The following is an 18,087-nucleotide window of genomic DNA, read 5'->3' as shown; positions in this document are numbered from 1 at the left end:
GAGCGTGCAAGCACGCTCCACCATTGCAAAATCACGGAGTGATTTTGCCAAACGCGCGGCTCGGTTATAGCCAAGCTAGCTTGGCTGCAACACTCGCCTTATGCGTTTGTCGCCAGAACGCTCCACCACTCTCCTTTGGTGCGTTCGACGGAGACTTTGAAACCAGCTTCTTCGAACCACTTAAGGATGTAATCCTTTTCAGTGACGAGCTGTCCGCTGATGATGAGTTCGCCGCCTTCGGCGAGCAAATCTTCAATGTCGTCGCGAAGCGGCCAAAGTTCGCTGCGAATCATGTTGCAGAGAATCACGTCGAACTTCGTTCCATCCTTGAACGCATCCAAGAAACCGAGCACGCAGTCACTTTCACCAAAGCCATTGCGTTCAAAGTTTTCCGCAATGCAGGGAATCGTGAGCGGGTCAATTTCCGTACCCACAGCAAGGCTTGCGCCCTTACGACGAGCAAACATCGCCAAGATGCCCGTACCCGTACCGATGTCGAGAACCGTCTTGCCCCTGAAATCAACGTTTTCCATAAGCGCAGCACAGCTACTAGTCGTTTCGTGCTCGCCCGTTCCAAATGCAGTCTTTGCCTCAAGTTCCAAGACAACCGCTTCAGGATCTTCCGGCGTGAATTCCACCCAAGGCGGACGCACCCAAAGGTGCTCGCTTACCGCCACCGGCTGCGCACGGTCACGCCACCACTTGTCCCAATCCTTCGCAGGCTCTTCGGTGACCTTGAAATTGTACTGCGGAAATTCCGCCACAATGCGGTCGCGTTCCGCCTTGTCGCCCGTATAAAAACAGAACTCCGTGCGGCCAGCGGTCACCGGATCGAGTTCTTCGAGCGTCGCAACACCCGCCTCGAAAAGCAGGTAGCTTGCAATTTCATATTCTTCATCGGGGCAATTGCCCTCAGCCTTGTACCAAGTTTCAATTTTCTGCATAGTTTAAATTTATCAAATTCAACGGAGCATTGAAACGCGCGCGCCAAATAACGCCGGAAAAAGAAATATATTTGAGAAAAGACCATGCTTTACATCCACCAATTCCCAGACTGGACGCGATTCCGCTTCGATTCTCCCAAGGTGCTCCAAGCGCTTGGGCAGACACGCCTTGAAGAAGGCAAGCTCATCGGAATCATGCAGATCTGCGGATTGAAGGACATTGAAGCCAAGCTCCTCGCCGAAGACATCGTCGCCAATTACGCCATCGACGGCTACACGCTTGACCCCACGAACACGCTAGCCGAAGTGGAACTCAAAAGCAAGGGCTCGCAAAACTACATCAAAAATTATCTAGGCGCCATCCAGAACGCCTCGCAGCCCCTCACCGAAGAACGCCTTTTCAACTGGCATTCTGCGATGGGCCAGAACAAAGTCTTAAAGTTTCGCGAAGTTCCGAACGAAGTGCAAACGACCATCGACGAAAAGCAACTCCATTTTGTAGGTCCGAATCCGGAACGCCTCCAAAGCGAAATGGAAAACTTTTTATCGTGGTTTGAAAGCGCAAATATAGACGGGGTGATTAAAGCAGCAATTGCACATTTTTGGTTCATCACGATTCGCCCCTTCGCCGACGCAAACGGCAGACTCGCCCGCGCCATCACAGCCATGCAACTTGCACGCACCGAGAACACGACTCATTGCCAATACGCGCTGAACAAACAAATTAACATTCACAAAGGCGAATACTTAAAGATCCTCGCACGCACGCAAGCCGCAAGCGGTGACCTCACCGAATGGATTTTGTGGTTCCTACAAATGCTGCGAAACGCCATCAAAGATAGCGAACAACTTTTCGCCGCAGAAATCAGCCGCATCCAGTTCCGCAACGCCCACGCAAACGACACGTTTAGCGCCCGCGAACAGCAACTCATCGACGAAATCATGGCAGGCCGCCTCGCGCAACCCTTCACCGCCAAAGAAGCCGCTGCATTATTCAACACAAGCCACGACACCGCCCTCCGCGAAATCCAAAGCCTCATGGACAAAGGAATTTTGCAAACGAACAACAAAGGCGGCAGAAGCAAACGGTATAGACTGAAGGATGAAAGGGTGGAAGGGTAAAAATCAGCATTTCCACAGACTATGAGATTTCCAACCATCAAGAAATCCCATGCATTCAAATGGCAAATTTTCCGCAACCTGCGGAAACATCCGCATTACCCCTTCTTCTTTTTCACCTTTTTCTCAATACTTTTAATCGTCTCAAGATATGCCTTTTCCACAGGGCTTAGCGTTAATACCTGATATTTCCGATATTCATCAAGAGCTTTATCAACAGCCTGTTTGTGGCTCACGCTTCCCGCATTATCAAGGAGCTTTTCCCCTGTCGAAGAAAGCACCTTATCTAGATGCTCCACATAATCGCTCATGTGCATCTGATTATGGCGAATTGCTTGGACTTCCGCAAAATCAAAATAACCCGAAACTAGATTATTCAGCACCTTGAGTTCTTTTTCGTCCAAATAATTCTTAGCAACCACCACATCTCTTCTTGTCGGCATGCTCCCGCTAAATGTGGTCAAGCCCATAAACGGCTTTTCGGCATTCGCCCGTTCAAAGATGACTTCGGCAGCCGTATGCCCATGCGCAGCATAATGTAACTTGTTCTGCACCATCTTGAAAAAAGCGATGGACTCTTTGCTTTTAGGGTCATAATCAACGCTAGTCGCATACAAATCGAGAACTTGCCGATACAAAGCCTTTTCGCTAGAGCGGATATCGCGAATTCTATCCAAAAGTTCATACCAATAATTTCCGCCACCCGCATCCTTGAGCCTCTGGTCATTCAGCAAGAAACCTTTTTTCAAGTATTCCTTAAGCTGTTCAGTCGCCCAACGACGAAAACGAGTCGCCAGGATCGACTTTACGCGATAACCAAGGGAAATAATCATGTCAAGATTGTAATAATTCGTACTGTACAATTTGCCGTCAGCCGCAGTTGTTCGGAAATTCCGAACTACTGAAACTTCGTCAAGTTCACCTTCTTCGAAAATATGCTTGATGTGTTCGCTTATGTTCGCCTTGCTCGACTGGTATAAATCCACAAGCTGCGCCTGTGTAAGCCAGACAGTTTCGTCTTCAAACCGGACATCAATCTTTGTCTGTCCGTCATCAGTCTGGTATATAACAATTTCACCTGTTTTATTCTCTGACATCTAAAACCTCTAATTCCCGTTTTTCCTCTAGTCCTTAAAATAGGTTCTTGTACTTTTTCGTGCAATAGGTCGAATTGTTACTCTATATTGTCATCTCACCACATCCAAGGATTCTTAAAGCATTCCTCTGCGACATCCGTTTTTACAGCTTCTAAATATTCTGTATACTCAATTTCTTTACTGTCACCGACTTTATTGCAGGGAAAAAACAACGGTTGCGTCCAGAAACGAGCATCGGGAGTTTGCATTCCTATGTCCAACAAAGGCAAATGGGAATGATTTTTATTATAAAAGACCTCTATTTCGAAAGTTTCACCAATACGAACTTTATTGTCAAAATACGCAACATAGCGCAACACGCGCGATTTCATCAAATCATCAGCCAGGTATTTATCGCACAGCCAAGAGTAGCGTTTATTTTGACAAATCAACGATATTGACGAAACATCGGTCTTGCCAACATTTTCTAAAGTATAACGAACAGAAATCCACTCATTTTTATCTAACTCCTCAGCAGAAAAATTCGCATAAACAAATCCATCTTCTATAGACGGCTTAAATTCTGCTGTTACTGCTTGCAATCGTTCCTCACGGAAATTTTCTTCAGTATATTTTGAACCAACCTGAAAATCAATTATCTTGAACTCAGGTCGGTTCTCAAAACGTCTTTGCCGTTCTTTTTCCTCTTCTTTCTCGTCTGCTCGGCGTTCTTTACGTCGGTCATTAAAATAACTGAAAACGCAAGAAACAATTCCACCGGCAATGGCACCTGAAATAGCCGAAACAACTTCAATAGGCAAACTCATATTTCACCTCAATAAAAATGTTATACTTTATAAGACTAAGATATAAGTGGTTCAAGCAACTTTAAACAGTCTCTTTTGAACAACAATGCAGTTCCTTTTTGACAGGGGATTTCAACGCCTTGCCTGATACTCCCATAGAAGTTTTCTTCCCAAGTAATCATTTTAGCAACAATATTTCCGTCTTTATCTAGCGCTTTTAGGCCTTCAAACATATTTGGATTGATGTGGAGTTCCATTTTCTTCATGGCAGCAGGAGAGAAAAATCTTATAAAGAACATTTCAAACGGGTCCTTGATATCTAACTTTGCTAATATGCTCCTATCAATTGAATAATCCCTATCAAGGCTATATTGTTGAACTTGGAAGATAATGGACGGGTGATCTTTTTCTAATCTTGCATCCATATTTTCAAAACTTGTCTTCGTTTTCGCAATTGAATTTACGTCATGCCATTCTTCTTCGTAGCGAACTAAAACTGCCCAAGTTTCATCACCATCTGGACAAAGAAAATCTGAAGCCTTTATTCGACGAGAATTGCATTCATCAGTCATGAAATAAGGCTTTTTTTCCTTTGAACCGATATAACGGATTATATTTTCCAACATAAACGGAGAAACCAAATCTGTCCCATCCAAATTCTTATATAATGAAAAATCATTATAACGGTCTTCATTAATCACTTCATAAATGGCATTAGATAAACCAATATGCATTGCCCTTATTCCATCTGCACTTAAATCAAAATCAGATCCATATTTTTGCGCAAGTTGCTTAATTTTATACTGAAGTGCGTTATATGAGCCCTTCAAACTAAATCCCGTTCCCAAAAGTTTTTCATATTTATGGTTAATAGACGGGATATATCCATAATCAGCGGAAGAATCAGGATAAGCAATAGACTTATTCCCGTGTATGATATCAAAACCGAAATCAACCCACTTGGATATTAACCAATCTTCATAATAATATTCTGTTGGGTATTTTTTCTTTATAGCTTTTCTAAAATCCTCTGAAATATAATCTTCTGAAACAAAATCAGACACTATTTGCAATAATGCCGCTCGACAAACGGGAAGAATCTCTGTTTTTTCAGAGTAAATATACGTCAAAGCCTCAATATAATTTTGAGGATTTTTCTTTGCAATATAAGTTAAGGCATATATAGCATGTTGACTTTTTTCTATGCCCAATCTATTTAATCGTGAAATTATCAAAAGAACCAATTTTACCTGATAAGAGTAATTGTCAAGACTTCCCTTTTGTTCTATTTGACTTTCAAAAGGAATGCGAGTATCTATAGGCAGTTTCTTCTCTGTAATCTTGTATAATAATTCGAAAGCTTCTTGAACCTGTTTTGTATCCGCTTTTATTTCCATTAAAAATTTAATGATTGTTGAAGAGACCCAATAAGGCCAATCATTTTCAGCAATATACATTCCGAAAAATTGTTTCAAATACTTCATAGCTTTTTCAGAATTAATAGAATAAGCTTTTTTGAAATACTTTAGATTTTCTTCAAGCTTGCTTCTAACTCTTAATGTATAAACGAAATAAATAACGCAAAGATAAATAGTTGTTTCTTCATCTTGAATATTGTCCAATAATGAATCTATGGTAGTCTGCGAGTAGGTTTCATAGCATTTTATGTATTGCGAGATTATTTTAAATTTATCGTTCTGATTTAAAGAATTAAACAATTTAAAGAATTTATTAAGATCAGACTTTCTCAGTGAATATCTCAAAAAATATTTTTCAGCTTCTTCAACATTAACGGCTTTAAATGGAGGGTGCTCTCTATCCATCTTAAAGTTGAAATTTCCTAAAGGTTTTCCGTCATCTTTCTTCTTAGAAATATCAACATCAAAAACTTCCTTATACAAAGAAGATGTTTCTTGAGAATACCATTCAGAATATTCGTCATCTACTTTAGATGAAATAAATGGTATTTGTTCAACCCAATTGCGAAACGGTGTTCTTAATTCATTTGCGACATTTTGCAAATTTTTCAAGCCATACAACAAGACACAATCAGAATTTAAAAGGGGTTGCGTTTGACAAGCTAGGAACCATTCGTCAATAGAAACCTGCTGCATGCTCTTGCGAAGTAAAACCGATGTCATTTCTTCCAAATAACCATTCGGCCCATCTTTGCTAAGTCCCATTTTTAATAGAAATTCTATAGCAAAATTAGAATCAATTTCTAGTATGCGTTCGAACACATCCATGGGAAACTGGTTAGTTCCACTACCATCCGTATGATGGACAATAGCCATTGACATTTCAAACAATTCAATCAGTTTGTCACGATCAATATTTCCTGTATAATTAGCATATTGAGACAAGCAATTTAATAATTCGTAAAGACTAGCATCTTTTCTAAATCCATATCCCCAAAATGATTTTACACCCTTTTTAAAATTCTCTTGGGCAAGAGAGTTTTTTCCGCGTTTCGCTAACAATACAGAGAATTTAAAGTATAAATTTGCAAGGTCTTGGTAGTATCCACGATATTTTGAGTCACCTATTATTTGTTCTTGTTTGGTTATAGGGTATTTTTCAGGTGCATACTCGAATAACAATTCTAGATACTGTTCATCAGTCAATGGTCCATAGGCAGAATTTCGCAATGTCGTTGTCAATTCGCATACATGTTCTAAAAGAGATAAACATTCCGAAAGCGTTTTTTCGTCATTACATAAAGATAAAGCCCTTCTAAACGTTAAATTAATATGAGGATATAAATAATGTAAATCACACGCTCTAGGAATTCCCTTAAAAGGTTCCAAATCTTTTGCTAAATAAGAAAAAGCCTCTTTTAACACGACTATATTAAGAGAATTCTTATCCAATCTTGAAGTCAGTATGTCAAAGATTATCCAATTATAGAACCAGAAATTGTCTTTTAGTCTCTCTATTTCCAGTCGGACAGCTTCTTCAGACGCACCTTGTGCTGCGTATTCAACATTTTTTACAAGATTATATAATTCTTTTTCCTGATACGATCTACAACCTTTTATTAATAAATCTACAGCTTCATTTAAAAGAATGTTCTTCGGTCGAATTTCTTTAAATAATTGCTTTATTTTAGGAGTTTTTTCCATCCACTCCTTTCCATAAATTACATTCCATTTTTCTATAGGAATCAAGACTGATTCTAAATAATCGCCATATTTCTCGTATATTTCCAAAACAAAATCATCTAATTCCTGATACGCCCCTGTTTTTAATAGCATAACAGCGTATCTTCCGGTGTATTTTAGATCAAAAGAATCTCTAAAATTACATAAATCCCAATGAACTTCTTCCGTCGGCTTAAAGGACTGTTTAGCCAAATAACGGGATATGCTGTCAAAATCAAACCTTAAAGAGCCTTCTCGTTGAATGAAATCATAGGCACGATCATTGCCTATGTTCCACTTAACGGCATCAAGATATGCGATAAAGTCACTTGCTTCAACAGGAGTAACTTGCGATATCATTTTCGCTTGTTCGGCAACAATGATGTGCTTTTTTAAGTCATCTGCATAAAATAAAGCTTCTTTCTGAAAATGATGATTCCGTTTCAGATCTTCAAATGAACATGCATTAAGCATGCTGTCTTCTAAAAAAGAAACAGAAACCGTGTCTAAAATTTTTCCATAGTCTTCAATTTGACGATATAATTTTAGAAGACATATATAAGCCTTGGGGTATTTATAAAAATTTTTATTTTCTAACCATTCGATTAGTGGAGCGTAAACCTTCTTTCTTACATTAACTTTATTTTTCTCAAAAAGATCAAATAAATATCTTTTGAAACTTTCATGATAAATGGAATAACCATAAGCAGATTTACATCTTAGTATGGGGCTTAGAATTTCCAATTGTTCGTCAATATATTTTCCAGCTCCAGTTATTTCCTTTAATTCGTCTTTATTGAGCGAACAATCAACCCCGCATAAAGCGGTGGGAACATCGATATTTCTATCTAATTTTTCATAAATGTAATCGTAATAAGACTGTAGATTGTTATCGTAAGATGGTAATTTTCCCAACCAGGATAAATCTTCCGATGAGGCTTTAGCCTTTGCATATTCTACTAGGTATTTGCAATAAAGGGCGTTGCCTTGACTTTTTTCATGAATTAATGTTGAAAGTAATGTTCCTTCATATTCCTTGTCGTCTAAACTTACCTTTTTCAAATACTTTCTTACGAAACCAACCGATATCGGAGGAATTTCAACATTTAGAAAATTCGTTAATGATGAAAATTCCGATATAGGTTGCGATATAACCAGCAATTTAACATTAGGATTATCAAAATCCAATTGATTCATTGCAGATATTACATTGACTTGCTTTTGCGTGACATTATACGAGTTCTTTGCATAAATTCTTTTCACATGATCGACACCATCAATCAACACAAGTGTTTTAGATGATATTTGATTCAGCAAGTTATTAACTTCGTCAACATCAGCGGCAAATGTTTTATTAGAATGTAATCCAGAAAATGTTTGTTGAATTTGATCTTTTAAACTACCTAAAAGCGTTGTTGTTCTGACTCTCCGTTCAAAATCACAGTCCTCTAAGGATACATAGCAATAATGTTTAACCAAAGTCACATTATTTAGATTGCAATCTTTTTCTAAAGCGTTTATTAGCCAGGATTTTCCCGCTCCAGGTTCTGCAGTGGCAACGACCTTATTATTTCGGCTTAAGGCATCTTTTATTGTTTGCAGTCGATCAGAAACATCAACATACATTTTTTCATCGATAGGAAAGTTTTCTTCTATTCCGCCACAATTAAGAACGATATGACAATCTTCTGCAATTTTAAGTGCTGATACATGATTCTTTGACGCATCTGCTCTTAACTTTTGTGCAATTAACTGCATCTTATCACATACGGCTTCTACCTGAAGATGGTCATTAGGGTATGTTCCAACACCAATATCTTGAACAAGTTTTGAAAATAAGCTCTCTAGTTTTGATTTTTTAGGATAATCAACTTCAATAATTAAAGAATCAAGGAACCTTTTAAACTCATCCCTATCAACATCTTTTAAATCATTCTTTAGTTTTTTCCAATCATCAATAATTTCAGTTCCTTGAGGCCACAAGCTATCACAGTCTATTTTATAGCAGGTCGTTTCAGAAAAGACCTTGTTGCATGAATTCAATGGTTTCAGAACGTCATTGAGTTTATCACCATCCTCAGGGAATCCCCACGCAAGACAAAGCCTAAATTCAGCATTGTCTCTTGGTAACTTTAGCCATGAGTCAAATAATTTTTTTAGATGTAAATTGGGATATCCAGAAGCAAGGAAGTCATTCTGTTTTAAGCAATGTTTTTCGCTATGTTTAATTTGACGGAAGTAGATTTTTTCGCCATCAAATATTTTAAAATCATCAAATTTATCGCCATTAACGTCTTTGGTATCAAATAAAAACTCTACATCTAATTTTTGGGATGCTATATATTGAGCTACAAAATACGCACACAACAAATCTTGATAATCATAACCTTTTTGAGCTGGATTTATCATAGACCACCCCTATAAAAATACACTTAATGCCAAGAGTCTATAACTTTATACAATTCTTCAATTTTTTTCACAATTCGTTTTTGCTCTGCCAACGGAGGAAGGGGTATCAATACTTTGTTTATATTAGCGACAGCCAAACCAGGTTGTGCTGTAGCCGTTGCATACTGATTCAGATTTAAAGCAGATAAAAAAATCCCTGACCACAAAACATCAACATTTGAATATACTTCAACTACAACAGCATGTTCTGTGGCATAAAATAATCCATCTGCATAATTAATATTGCCGCACAAAGCTCCTTGGCGACCAATCAAACAATAGTGGCCCTTTCGATTGTAAGTTGATACAAACCCTCTTTTCCCATTACCTCCATAACACGGATATTGATATTCTTTTGACATGCTATTATGAATTTCATTACTTGCAATGTTCTTTCCCGCTTGCAATGTGAAAATATCGCCAATTCTACACCAAGTCCAACTATCTGGAATTTCAAACGGGGTTTCATTTTTATCAATTGGAATAATTTCTAAATCTTTCTTTTTTAGTTTCCCTTGTTCAACAAGTGTCTCTTTTTCTTTTCGGATTTTGGTGAGGAGAACGGAGGCGGGGTCGTCTTTGGGGTTTTGCGGAACGAGTTTGCCTTGGATGGCTTCTTGGAGGATGCTTTTTTTGAGGGCTTCGGGGAGTTCCTTGTTGAGTTTGTCGAGTTGTTCTTGTGCGGCTCCGTATTCTTCTGCGAGTGGAAGGACTTGTTCAAGTTTTGCGACGATTCGTTTTTGTTCGGCTAGGGGTGGAAGGGGAATAATCCATTTTTCAATCTTTGTCAGCGTTATACGCGTAATGCCAGTTCCCTTCATTGATTCTCTAACGGAATCATAACATATGGGAGCGCGTAAACAATATAAGAGATAAGGCGCAAATATCTCTTTTTGAGGCTTTAATAGGGCAACGCTTGAAAGAAGGCTAAACGGTTCGTCTAAATCGTTTATACAACAAACTCCCGTAGTCGCACCATCTTTTATATATAAGATATCTCCAAGATTTGGATTGCATCTAGCGTAGATTTCTTCATGAATCTTTTTGTCAACATAGCTAATGTTAGATAACTGGATTCCAAAATCTTTTATGTTCTTTGCCGTAACGTATTTGTAATCGCCGGAAGGTGTATTTACAGGAGAATGATGTGTGCCGTCAGTTATTTTTGAACAAATGTCTTTTATTCGGCAAAGAGCCCAATTCTCTGGAATTTCAAAGGGTATTTCATCTGAAATGTCCTTGGGGGTGGCGGTGCCGATTTGTTCGTACCAAACACCGTTTTCACGGTAGATGCGGGAAGGCTGGTTCTTGGATTGCTTCGTCCCCTTACAGGGGCCTCGCAATGACGTAGATAAGGATTTCTTTGAATTCTTACTAGACCCTATCGCTTCGCTCCAGGGTGACACGTCACCATTTCGGGATGCGGCGATACGCTCCAGCAATTTCTGGGCGGGTTCGTCCTTGGGGTTCTGGGGAACGAGTTTCCCTTGTATCGCCCATTGCAGAATGCTGTTCTTGAGTTGCTTCCCGTCCATTACGCGATTACCTCAATGCCGAGAAGTTTCTGAATCTGTTCCAGTTTCTTGTCTATTTTCTTGTCGAGCGCTGTGCGTTTCTTGTGGTAGTCTTCCAGGAGTTCCGCAGGCGGCAAGATTTCCTCTTCTTCCTTGGGGAACTTGCACTGGTCAAAGTTGCAGTCCATCTCGACGAGATCTTCGGGCGTGAACTTGCGGGACTTTTCACTGACCACTTCACCGTCGTCGTTGGTTTCAAGGATTTCTTCGCGGTTGTTCCACCAGTCTGCAATGGGCTTGCAGTGTTCCAGCTTCATGGGCTTCGTCTTGCTGAAATGCTTGTAGCCTTCGGGCATATCCAAGCGGTAGAACCATGTTTCCTTGGTGCTGAATCCGGCCGGAGCGCCTTTCGCCTTTTCGTTGTCGAAGAAAAGGATGTTCGTGGCGATGCTTGTGTAGGGGCTAAAGATGCTACCCGGCAAGCGAATGACCGTATGCAGGTTGAATTCGCGCAAGAGTTTCTGCTTGATAGCGAGTTTTGCGCCGTCAGTTCCGAAGAGGAATCCGTCGGGAATAATCACGCCCGCGCGGCCCATCTTTTTCAGGCGATACATGATAAGTACAATAAAGAGATCCGCCGTTTCGCTGCTCTGCATAGACGAGGGGAAGTTCAGTTTGGCGTTCGTGCCGGTGCTGCCGCCGTATGGCGGGTTCATGCCGATGCAATCCACCTTGTCGCTGTCCTTGAATTCCGTCACCTTGCGGCCCAACGAATCCGTATGGGCGATGTTCGGTTCTTCGATGTCGTGGACAAGCATGTTGGTAATCGAAAGCAGATACGGCAAAGGCTTCCATTCCTGCCCGACAATTGTGGACTGGAACTTTTTCTCGTCGCTCGTCGTCTTTACCGTGGGCTTCAGGTAGTTCAGGCAACTGGTCAAAAAGCCGCCGGTGCCGCTGGTGAAGTCGCCAAAGGTTTCACCGAGTTTCGGGTGGAGCTGTTGCACGATAAAGTCAGTCAGTGCACGCGGGGTGTAGAACTCGCCCGCATTGCCTGCGCTCTGCAAGTCCTTCAGAATACCTTCGTAAATGTCACCGAAGGTATGGCGGTCTTCGGCATCGCTAAAGTCCACCTCGTCAATGATGTTGATGAGTTTGCGGAGGATAATGCCATCTTTCATGTACTGGTTCAAATCCTCAAAAACCATCTTCACGATGGCCTTGCCGCGGGGCGTATTTTCGTTAACGGGCAAGTTCTTCAAAGTCGGGAAGAGTTCGTTGTTCACGAACGCGAGCAGAGCTTCACCGGTGAGAGCCTTGCCGTCCTTTTCATCGACGGCCCAATTGCGCCAACGCAGTTTTTCGGGGATAATGGATTTGTACTTGTCCTTGGTGCATTCCCAGATTTCTTCCTGGGCGTCATAGACCTTCAAGAAAAACATCCACACCATCTGTTCAATACGCTGGGCATCGCCGTTAATACCGGCATCGCCACGCATTTCGTTCTGGAGTCTCTTCACCAAATTATTTACAGACATAGTATTCCTTTTGAAACCTTATTTGACGAGCCAACGGCCGTCCCTTTTTGCCCCTACACGTTCAAGAACCTTGTTCTGTTGCAATTTTGCTAAATCACGTTCAATGGTTCTTGCCGTGACTTTGAATTTTTCCGCCAATTCCCTTTCTGTGAGGAAGTTGTTCTTTTTCAACAAAGCGAGAATCTTTTCCTGGCGAGCCGTCAAATGAACCGATTCGACAATCAAAGAATCTAGTTCTATCTTCTGAGATTCCTTTAAAGAATCCAGAATTTTATTCAGCATGAATTCAACAAAAATACCGCAATCGCCTGCAGTACTCGAGGCGTTTATAGCGTTGTAGTATTCCTGCTGGTTTGCATAGACCAAATTTTCAACAGGCAAATGGGCAAAGACCGAGTTCCACTTGCCTAAAATGAGAGATTGCCACAGACGCCCCATTCTTCCGTTGCCATCGCGGAATGGATGGATAAATTCAAACTCATAATGAAATATGCAAGATTTAATCAACCAATGCATCTTGCTCGTTTTAAGCCACGAAAAAAGATTCTTCATTAAAAGGGGAACCATACCTGGTGGCGGTGCAAAATGGACACACTTATTCCCCTTAAAAACACCTTCGTTACAGTTACGGTATCTACCCGCATCGGGAATCATGCCTTGCATCATAACTCCGTGAGCCTTGAGCAAATCCTTTTCGGAAAGAGCCTTCAGCGAGGGGTACATCTCATAAGTCCGCAAAGCATTCTTCACTTCAAGAATTTCACGAGCAGGGGCAAGGACTCGCTTTCCATCAATAATGTCAGTCACCTGATTTTCAGAAAGGGTGTTCCCTTCTATTGCCAAGGAACTATGGATACTCTGAATTTGGTTTACCCTGCGCAAACGCAAACCATCCGGTTGTTCCAACCGAATAACAAACCGTTCAACCTTGGCAGAAATTTCTGCCACAAGGTTCACTATAGCCTCAGTAATCTTAAAAGGCGGCTCGTATTTTTCCGACATTTTCACTGACATTTATTCCGACATTAAACCGACATTATTCCGACATCAAAAATATATATTATGCAACGTCGTCGGTCAAGTAGAGCTGTTTTTTGAGGTCTATGACAGCTGCTTCGTAGCCTTCACGGCCACCAAAAAGTTTCATGATTTTAGGAACTGTACCAATATGATTGAACGGGTCCAATTTCAAAACATCGTTCTGTTCCATCTGCAAAATACCATCATCCGCATATTTGAGCAAAAGAGCCTCTAAGACCTCACGGGCTTTACCTTCGTATTTCGCCAAGTAATTGCGCTTCTTGACATTATTTGCGCGCTCGCTTCGGGTCAAGGGTTTCTGGTCAAAAGCCACATGGCAAATGATGTCGAAAACATCCACTTTCGCCAAGTCGGGATTAGCTTCGCGAATTGCATCAATCAGAACATCGTATTCCTTGAGTTCATCAACGATAGCAGCCTTGCGTTCTTCGGCAGACCAACGTTTGATAAAGTCATCCAAAGTAGCGTATTTACCACGAATGTTCTTGCGAGTAAAGTCAGTAAAGCTTTCAATTACCTGTGTCTTACCGTCGGCACCCAAGTACGAGACCGTTTCGGCATCGATTTTCACTTCGACATGGTTGATATAATACTTCTTGGGGCCCGCATTATATGGTGGTGAAGGAGGCTCATGGACTCCCCCTCCATGACCTTGAGGTTCCTCGGGCATTTCCGGTTCGCCATCGAATTCGGGATCCTTAAAAAGCTTGGTCGCATTGCGAAAGTCAAGAATTTCAAAATGCCACTTGCCCTTGTCCGTCTTGAGGCGAGTTCCTCGGCCGACAATCTGCTTGAACTCCGTCATCGAACCGATTTCCTTATCAATGACGATAAGTCCGCAAGTCTTGCAGTCAACACCCGTACTCAACATTTCAGACGTAGTCACAACAACCGGGTACGCCTCATCGGGTTCAATAAAGTTTCCAAGTTGTTTTTTGCCGACGGCATCGTCGCCTGTAATGCGCATGACATAGCGAGGATCTTCCTTCATCATGTCGGCATTCAATGTCGCCAATAGTTGACGCATCGCCTCTGCTTCTTCCACATCCGGACAGAACACAATGGTCTTGGTCATACGACCAATCTTGTAAAGCATTTGAGTGATTCGTCTAGCAACGACCTCACGGCGAGTCTTGATAACAAGTTCGCGGCCAAAGTCCGGACGCTGATAAAGCTGTTCCGGAATCACATTGCCAAAAAGGTCTATTTCTTGCGGGCCATCAGGAGTCCAACCGTTCAAATCCACGTTCAAGAAGCTATTGGTCACGCGATACGGAGCCAAGAATCCATCTTCAATCCCCTGCTTCAGGGAATACGTGAAAACCGGCTCGCCAAAATATTCCAAATTATTTGCGCCGAATTTCACCTTAGGAGTAGCGGTCATTCCTATTTGAGTTGCACCGCTGAAATATTCCAGAATTTTTCGCCATTCGGAATCTTCTTTAGCGCTACCACGGTGGCATTCGTCCACCAGAATCAAGTCGAAGAATTCGGGCTGGAATGTCGTAAACGGATCAGGCACGCCTTCATCATACGAAACCAGCTGTTGGTACAAAGCCATGTAGATTTCGTAACTGGAATCCAGTTCCTTGCCCTTTATCTTCGTCATTATTTTGGTGAAGGGCTTGAAATCCTGGACCATGGTCTGGTCGATAAGAATGTTGCGGTCCGCAAGATAAAGAATCTTCTTTTTGCAACCGGATTTGTGCAGACGTTCCATAATCTGGAACGCCGTAAAAGTTTTGCCCGTTCCCGTTGCCATCACGAGCAATATTCTCTGTTGGCCTTTCGCTACAGCCTCGACCGTACGGTTGATTGCTATACGTTGGTAATAGCGTGGAGAATGCGTATCCACATCCCAATAGTAGGGCTCGTTGATGACCTTTTCTTGTTCAGGCGTGAACTGCTTGGCAGCTTTCAAGCGCGCATGAAGTTGTTCTTTCGTCGGGAACTGTTCTAATGTGAGTTCTGTTTCAACTCCAGTCAAAAAGTCGTGCTCGACAAATCCATCGCCATTGCTACTATAGGCAAACGGCACATCAAGGATTTGAGCGTATTCCATAGCTTGTTGCAAGCCTCCACCCATCGGATGGTTGTTGTCTTTCGCTTCAACAATGGCAATTGGATAATTTGGGGCAGAATAAAGCAGGTAGTCTGCCTTTTTGCCCTGTTTGCGGGCATGCTTGCCGCCCTGAAAAATCACGCGCCCGTCGGTAAAGTACTTTTCCATGTACATATCTTCGGCCGCCCAGCCAACAGCGTTTAACGCCGGCGTTATGTAGCGGTTCTTGATATCTTCTTCGGAAAGTTCTTTCTTGTTTTCGGGCATATGAAACCTTAATACAAATATATATCAAAATAAAGAGAGTGATAGCCCTCAACTCCTCGCACCGCACCTGTATACAAAAAAAGTGGTAGTTTCCAAAATGGAAACTACCACTCTTAAAAAGGAGATTTCCCGCTTTTACTTCTGCAAATTCAAACTTGCATTAGCAGCACCGTACAAACTAATGCTATAATCCTTGATAAGGTAAACCGGGATTTTGTTCAAGAGCGGGCGGATGTTCGGATTGTAGTTCTTTTCGAACCAGGTCATGAACAAGTTATCGCGTTCGAGCCAGCGGAGGTCCTTCTGGACCGTACCACCGGCGAGGTAGAATCCACCCAGCGGGAGGAACAACGTGCAAGCGTCGCTAGCGAAGCGGGCAAGCATCTTCACGAACATGCGCATCATTTCGGCAGCAACCGGATCGGTGTCACTTGCGCGGCTGATGTACTTCGGGCGGTCATGCCAATCGGTTTCTTCAATTTTCTTGAAGGCTTCGTTCTGCGGAACGCCCTTGGTGTCGCGCCACCATTCATAGAGGTGAGCAAGGCCCATGCCAGAGACGAGCGGTTCGACGCCCGGCACCGTACCGATGCGCTTTTCCATGTAGTCGCGGAAGTCCTGGGATTCCTTGTCGAACGGTGCGAACGTGGAGTGGCCACCTTCGGAGCAAGCCGGGATGTACTTTTCGCCGTCAAATGCGAGGAAGCCAACGCCCATGCCGGTACCCGGGCCAATCACGGCCTTGGTTGCCTTCTGCGGCTTCGGTTCACTTCCGTCGGTATGCTTGAACTTGAGAATTTGATTCGGGTCATCGACATCCAAAGTCGGGATGCCATAGCTAATGGCCATAAAGTCGTTAATCACGAGTGTCGGGATGCCGGTTGCATTCGTGATGGCATCGCCGTCGACGCACCACGGGAGGTTCGTCATGACGCACTTGTTGTTTGCCACCGGACCTGCAGCGCTGATGCAGATGTGAGAGGGCTTCAAATCGGCGCGATTTTCAGCGGCTGCCTTGAGCGTTTCGCGGATCGGGGTGTCGAGTCCTTCAATGCACTGGCTCGGGCAAACGGTTTCGAGAATGAGTGTAAACTTGCCATCCTTGTAGCCTACAAGACCAAGATTCGTATTCGTACCACCGATATCACCCGCCAAAACAAGACGGTCAAACTTAGCATCGGGATTAAGCCATTTAATTTCCATAATTTAAAACTCCATGTTTTACGTTGAGGAATATAGTTTTTTCTCAAGGAAATAGGAGATTCACGATTAAATCGGGAATGACAAGTGCGTATTTATGCGTATGTAACAAAAACAACCGATTTACTCCGCTCAAAAAATATACATTAAGCCCATAGGGACCTATTTATATTGAGTAGGCTTCAGTTCACATTTAACAAGTAGAGAACATGCGCGCTATTCTTGCACTCTTTTATTACATCGTCGTTTTCACTATCATGGTTGTTGCGGGTATCCCCTACACCCTCTATTGCGGTATCCGCGGGCACTGGGAAAACTGCACCAAGATTTGCACTTTCGCCTTCAGGAACATTATTTTCAAGCTTTTCGGCATTAAAGTCGCGGTCAAGGGGGCAGAAAACATTCCAAAGGGCGTAAACTACGTCATCGTCGCCAACCACCAGAGCTTTTTGGACATCAACGTCGTCTGGCATTCCATCACGTCGGCGTCATTCATGGCGAAGGCAAGCCTCTGGAAAGCGCCCGTATTCGGCTGGGTCCTGAACCGCTCCGGCAACATTCCTATCCACACGAACCCGCGCAAAAACGCAGGCCTCGGCAAAATCCTCAAGAAACGCCTCGAAAGCAATTACAACATTGTCGTGTTCCCCGAAGGCCACCGCAGCGAAGACGGGCACATGTTCAAGTTCCAAAATGGAATTTTCCGTTTGGCAAAAGAACAGCACTTTGACATTTTGCCAGTTACATTTATCAATACCGGAAAGATTCTCCCAAAGGTCAAATGGGCGGTCTATTCCGGCACCGTCGAGATGGTCGTTCACCCGCTGATCCGCTATGAAGATTACGCCGACAAGCCGATGGCCGACCTCCGCGACGAAACCCACGATTTGATTGAATCCGCGATGCCTTACATGCAGAACAAGGAGGCTTAA

The 18,087-nt window shown here is 42.5% G+C and carries 11 protein-coding genes; 2 read left to right on the top strand and 9 right to left on the bottom strand.

Features of this window, described 5'->3' with window-relative positions; all coding sequences use genetic code 11:
• Positions 1 to 98: 98 nt before the first annotated feature.
• Positions 99 to 944, bottom strand: a complete 846-nt coding sequence (locus BUA34_RS05380) for a 50S ribosomal protein L11 methyltransferase (protein ID WP_072827714.1) — start codon at positions 942 to 944, stop codon at positions 99 to 101.
• 84 nt (positions 945 to 1,028) lie between these two features.
• On the opposite strand from BUA34_RS05380, the gene BUA34_RS05375 reads away from it, so the two are divergent.
• Entirely contained in the window at positions 1,029 to 2,066 is a 1,038-nt protein-coding gene (locus BUA34_RS05375; RefSeq protein ID WP_072827713.1) for a Fic family protein, read from the top strand.
• Positions 2,067 to 2,161: 95 nt separating this feature from the next.
• Here the strand turns inward: BUA34_RS05375 and BUA34_RS05370 are convergent, their stop codons facing one another.
• The 8 genes from BUA34_RS05370 to BUA34_RS05335 form a co-directional block, all read right to left on the bottom strand.
• A complete protein-coding gene (locus BUA34_RS05370) occupies positions 2,162 to 3,160 on the bottom strand; it encodes a virulence RhuM family protein (protein WP_072827712.1) in 999 nt (332 codons plus the stop codon).
• A gap of 95 nt (positions 3,161 to 3,255) precedes the next feature.
• Positions 3,256 to 3,966, bottom strand: a complete 711-nt coding sequence (locus BUA34_RS05365; RefSeq protein ID WP_072827711.1) for a hypothetical protein — start codon at positions 3,964 to 3,966, stop codon at positions 3,256 to 3,258.
• A 35-nt stretch (positions 3,967 to 4,001) separates the two neighbouring features.
• Positions 4,002 to 9,494, bottom strand: coding sequence for a hypothetical protein (locus BUA34_RS05360; protein WP_072827710.1), 5,493 nt, complete (start codon positions 9,492 to 9,494; stop codon positions 4,002 to 4,004).
• 23 nt (positions 9,495 to 9,517) lie between these two features.
• Positions 9,518 to 11,068, bottom strand: coding sequence for a restriction endonuclease subunit S (locus tag BUA34_RS15995; RefSeq protein ID WP_083579739.1), 1,551 nt, complete (start codon positions 11,066 to 11,068; stop codon positions 9,518 to 9,520).
• A complete protein-coding gene (locus tag BUA34_RS05350; protein ID WP_072827709.1) occupies positions 11,068 to 12,585 on the bottom strand; it encodes a class I SAM-dependent DNA methyltransferase in 1,518 nt (505 codons plus the stop codon). Before BUA34_RS05350 ends, BUA34_RS15995 begins: the two co-directional genes overlap by 1 nt.
• 18 nt (positions 12,586 to 12,603) lie before the next feature.
• Positions 12,604 to 13,599: a Fic family protein gene (locus tag BUA34_RS05345; RefSeq protein ID WP_217650179.1), complete on the bottom strand. Its 996-nt coding sequence runs from the start codon at positions 13,597 to 13,599 to the stop codon at positions 12,604 to 12,606.
• A gap of 46 nt (positions 13,600 to 13,645) precedes the next feature.
• Positions 13,646 to 15,955 carry an EcoAI/FtnUII family type I restriction enzme subunit R gene (hsdR, locus tag BUA34_RS05340; protein WP_072827707.1) on the bottom strand — a complete coding sequence of 770 codons (2,310 nt, stop codon included), beginning with the start codon at positions 15,953 to 15,955 and terminating at the stop codon, positions 13,646 to 13,648.
• Between the two features lie 135 nt (positions 15,956 to 16,090).
• Positions 16,091 to 17,158 (bottom strand): glucokinase, encoded by a 1,068-nt coding sequence (locus BUA34_RS05335; RefSeq protein ID WP_072827706.1) that lies wholly within the window; start codon positions 17,156 to 17,158, stop codon positions 16,091 to 16,093.
• Between the two features lie 206 nt (positions 17,159 to 17,364).
• Between BUA34_RS05335 and BUA34_RS05330 the strand changes: the two genes are divergently transcribed.
• Positions 17,365 to 18,087: a 1-acyl-sn-glycerol-3-phosphate acyltransferase gene (locus BUA34_RS05330; RefSeq protein ID WP_072827705.1), complete on the top strand. Its 723-nt coding sequence runs from the start codon at positions 17,365 to 17,367 to the stop codon at positions 18,085 to 18,087.

It is taken from the genome of Fibrobacter sp. UWB12, from assembly GCF_900142485.1.
GTDB lineage: Bacteria > Fibrobacterota > Fibrobacteria > Fibrobacterales > Fibrobacteraceae > Fibrobacter.
Note: the sequence above shows the minus strand (reverse complement) of the source record. Positions and strands in the feature narration are given on the sequence as shown.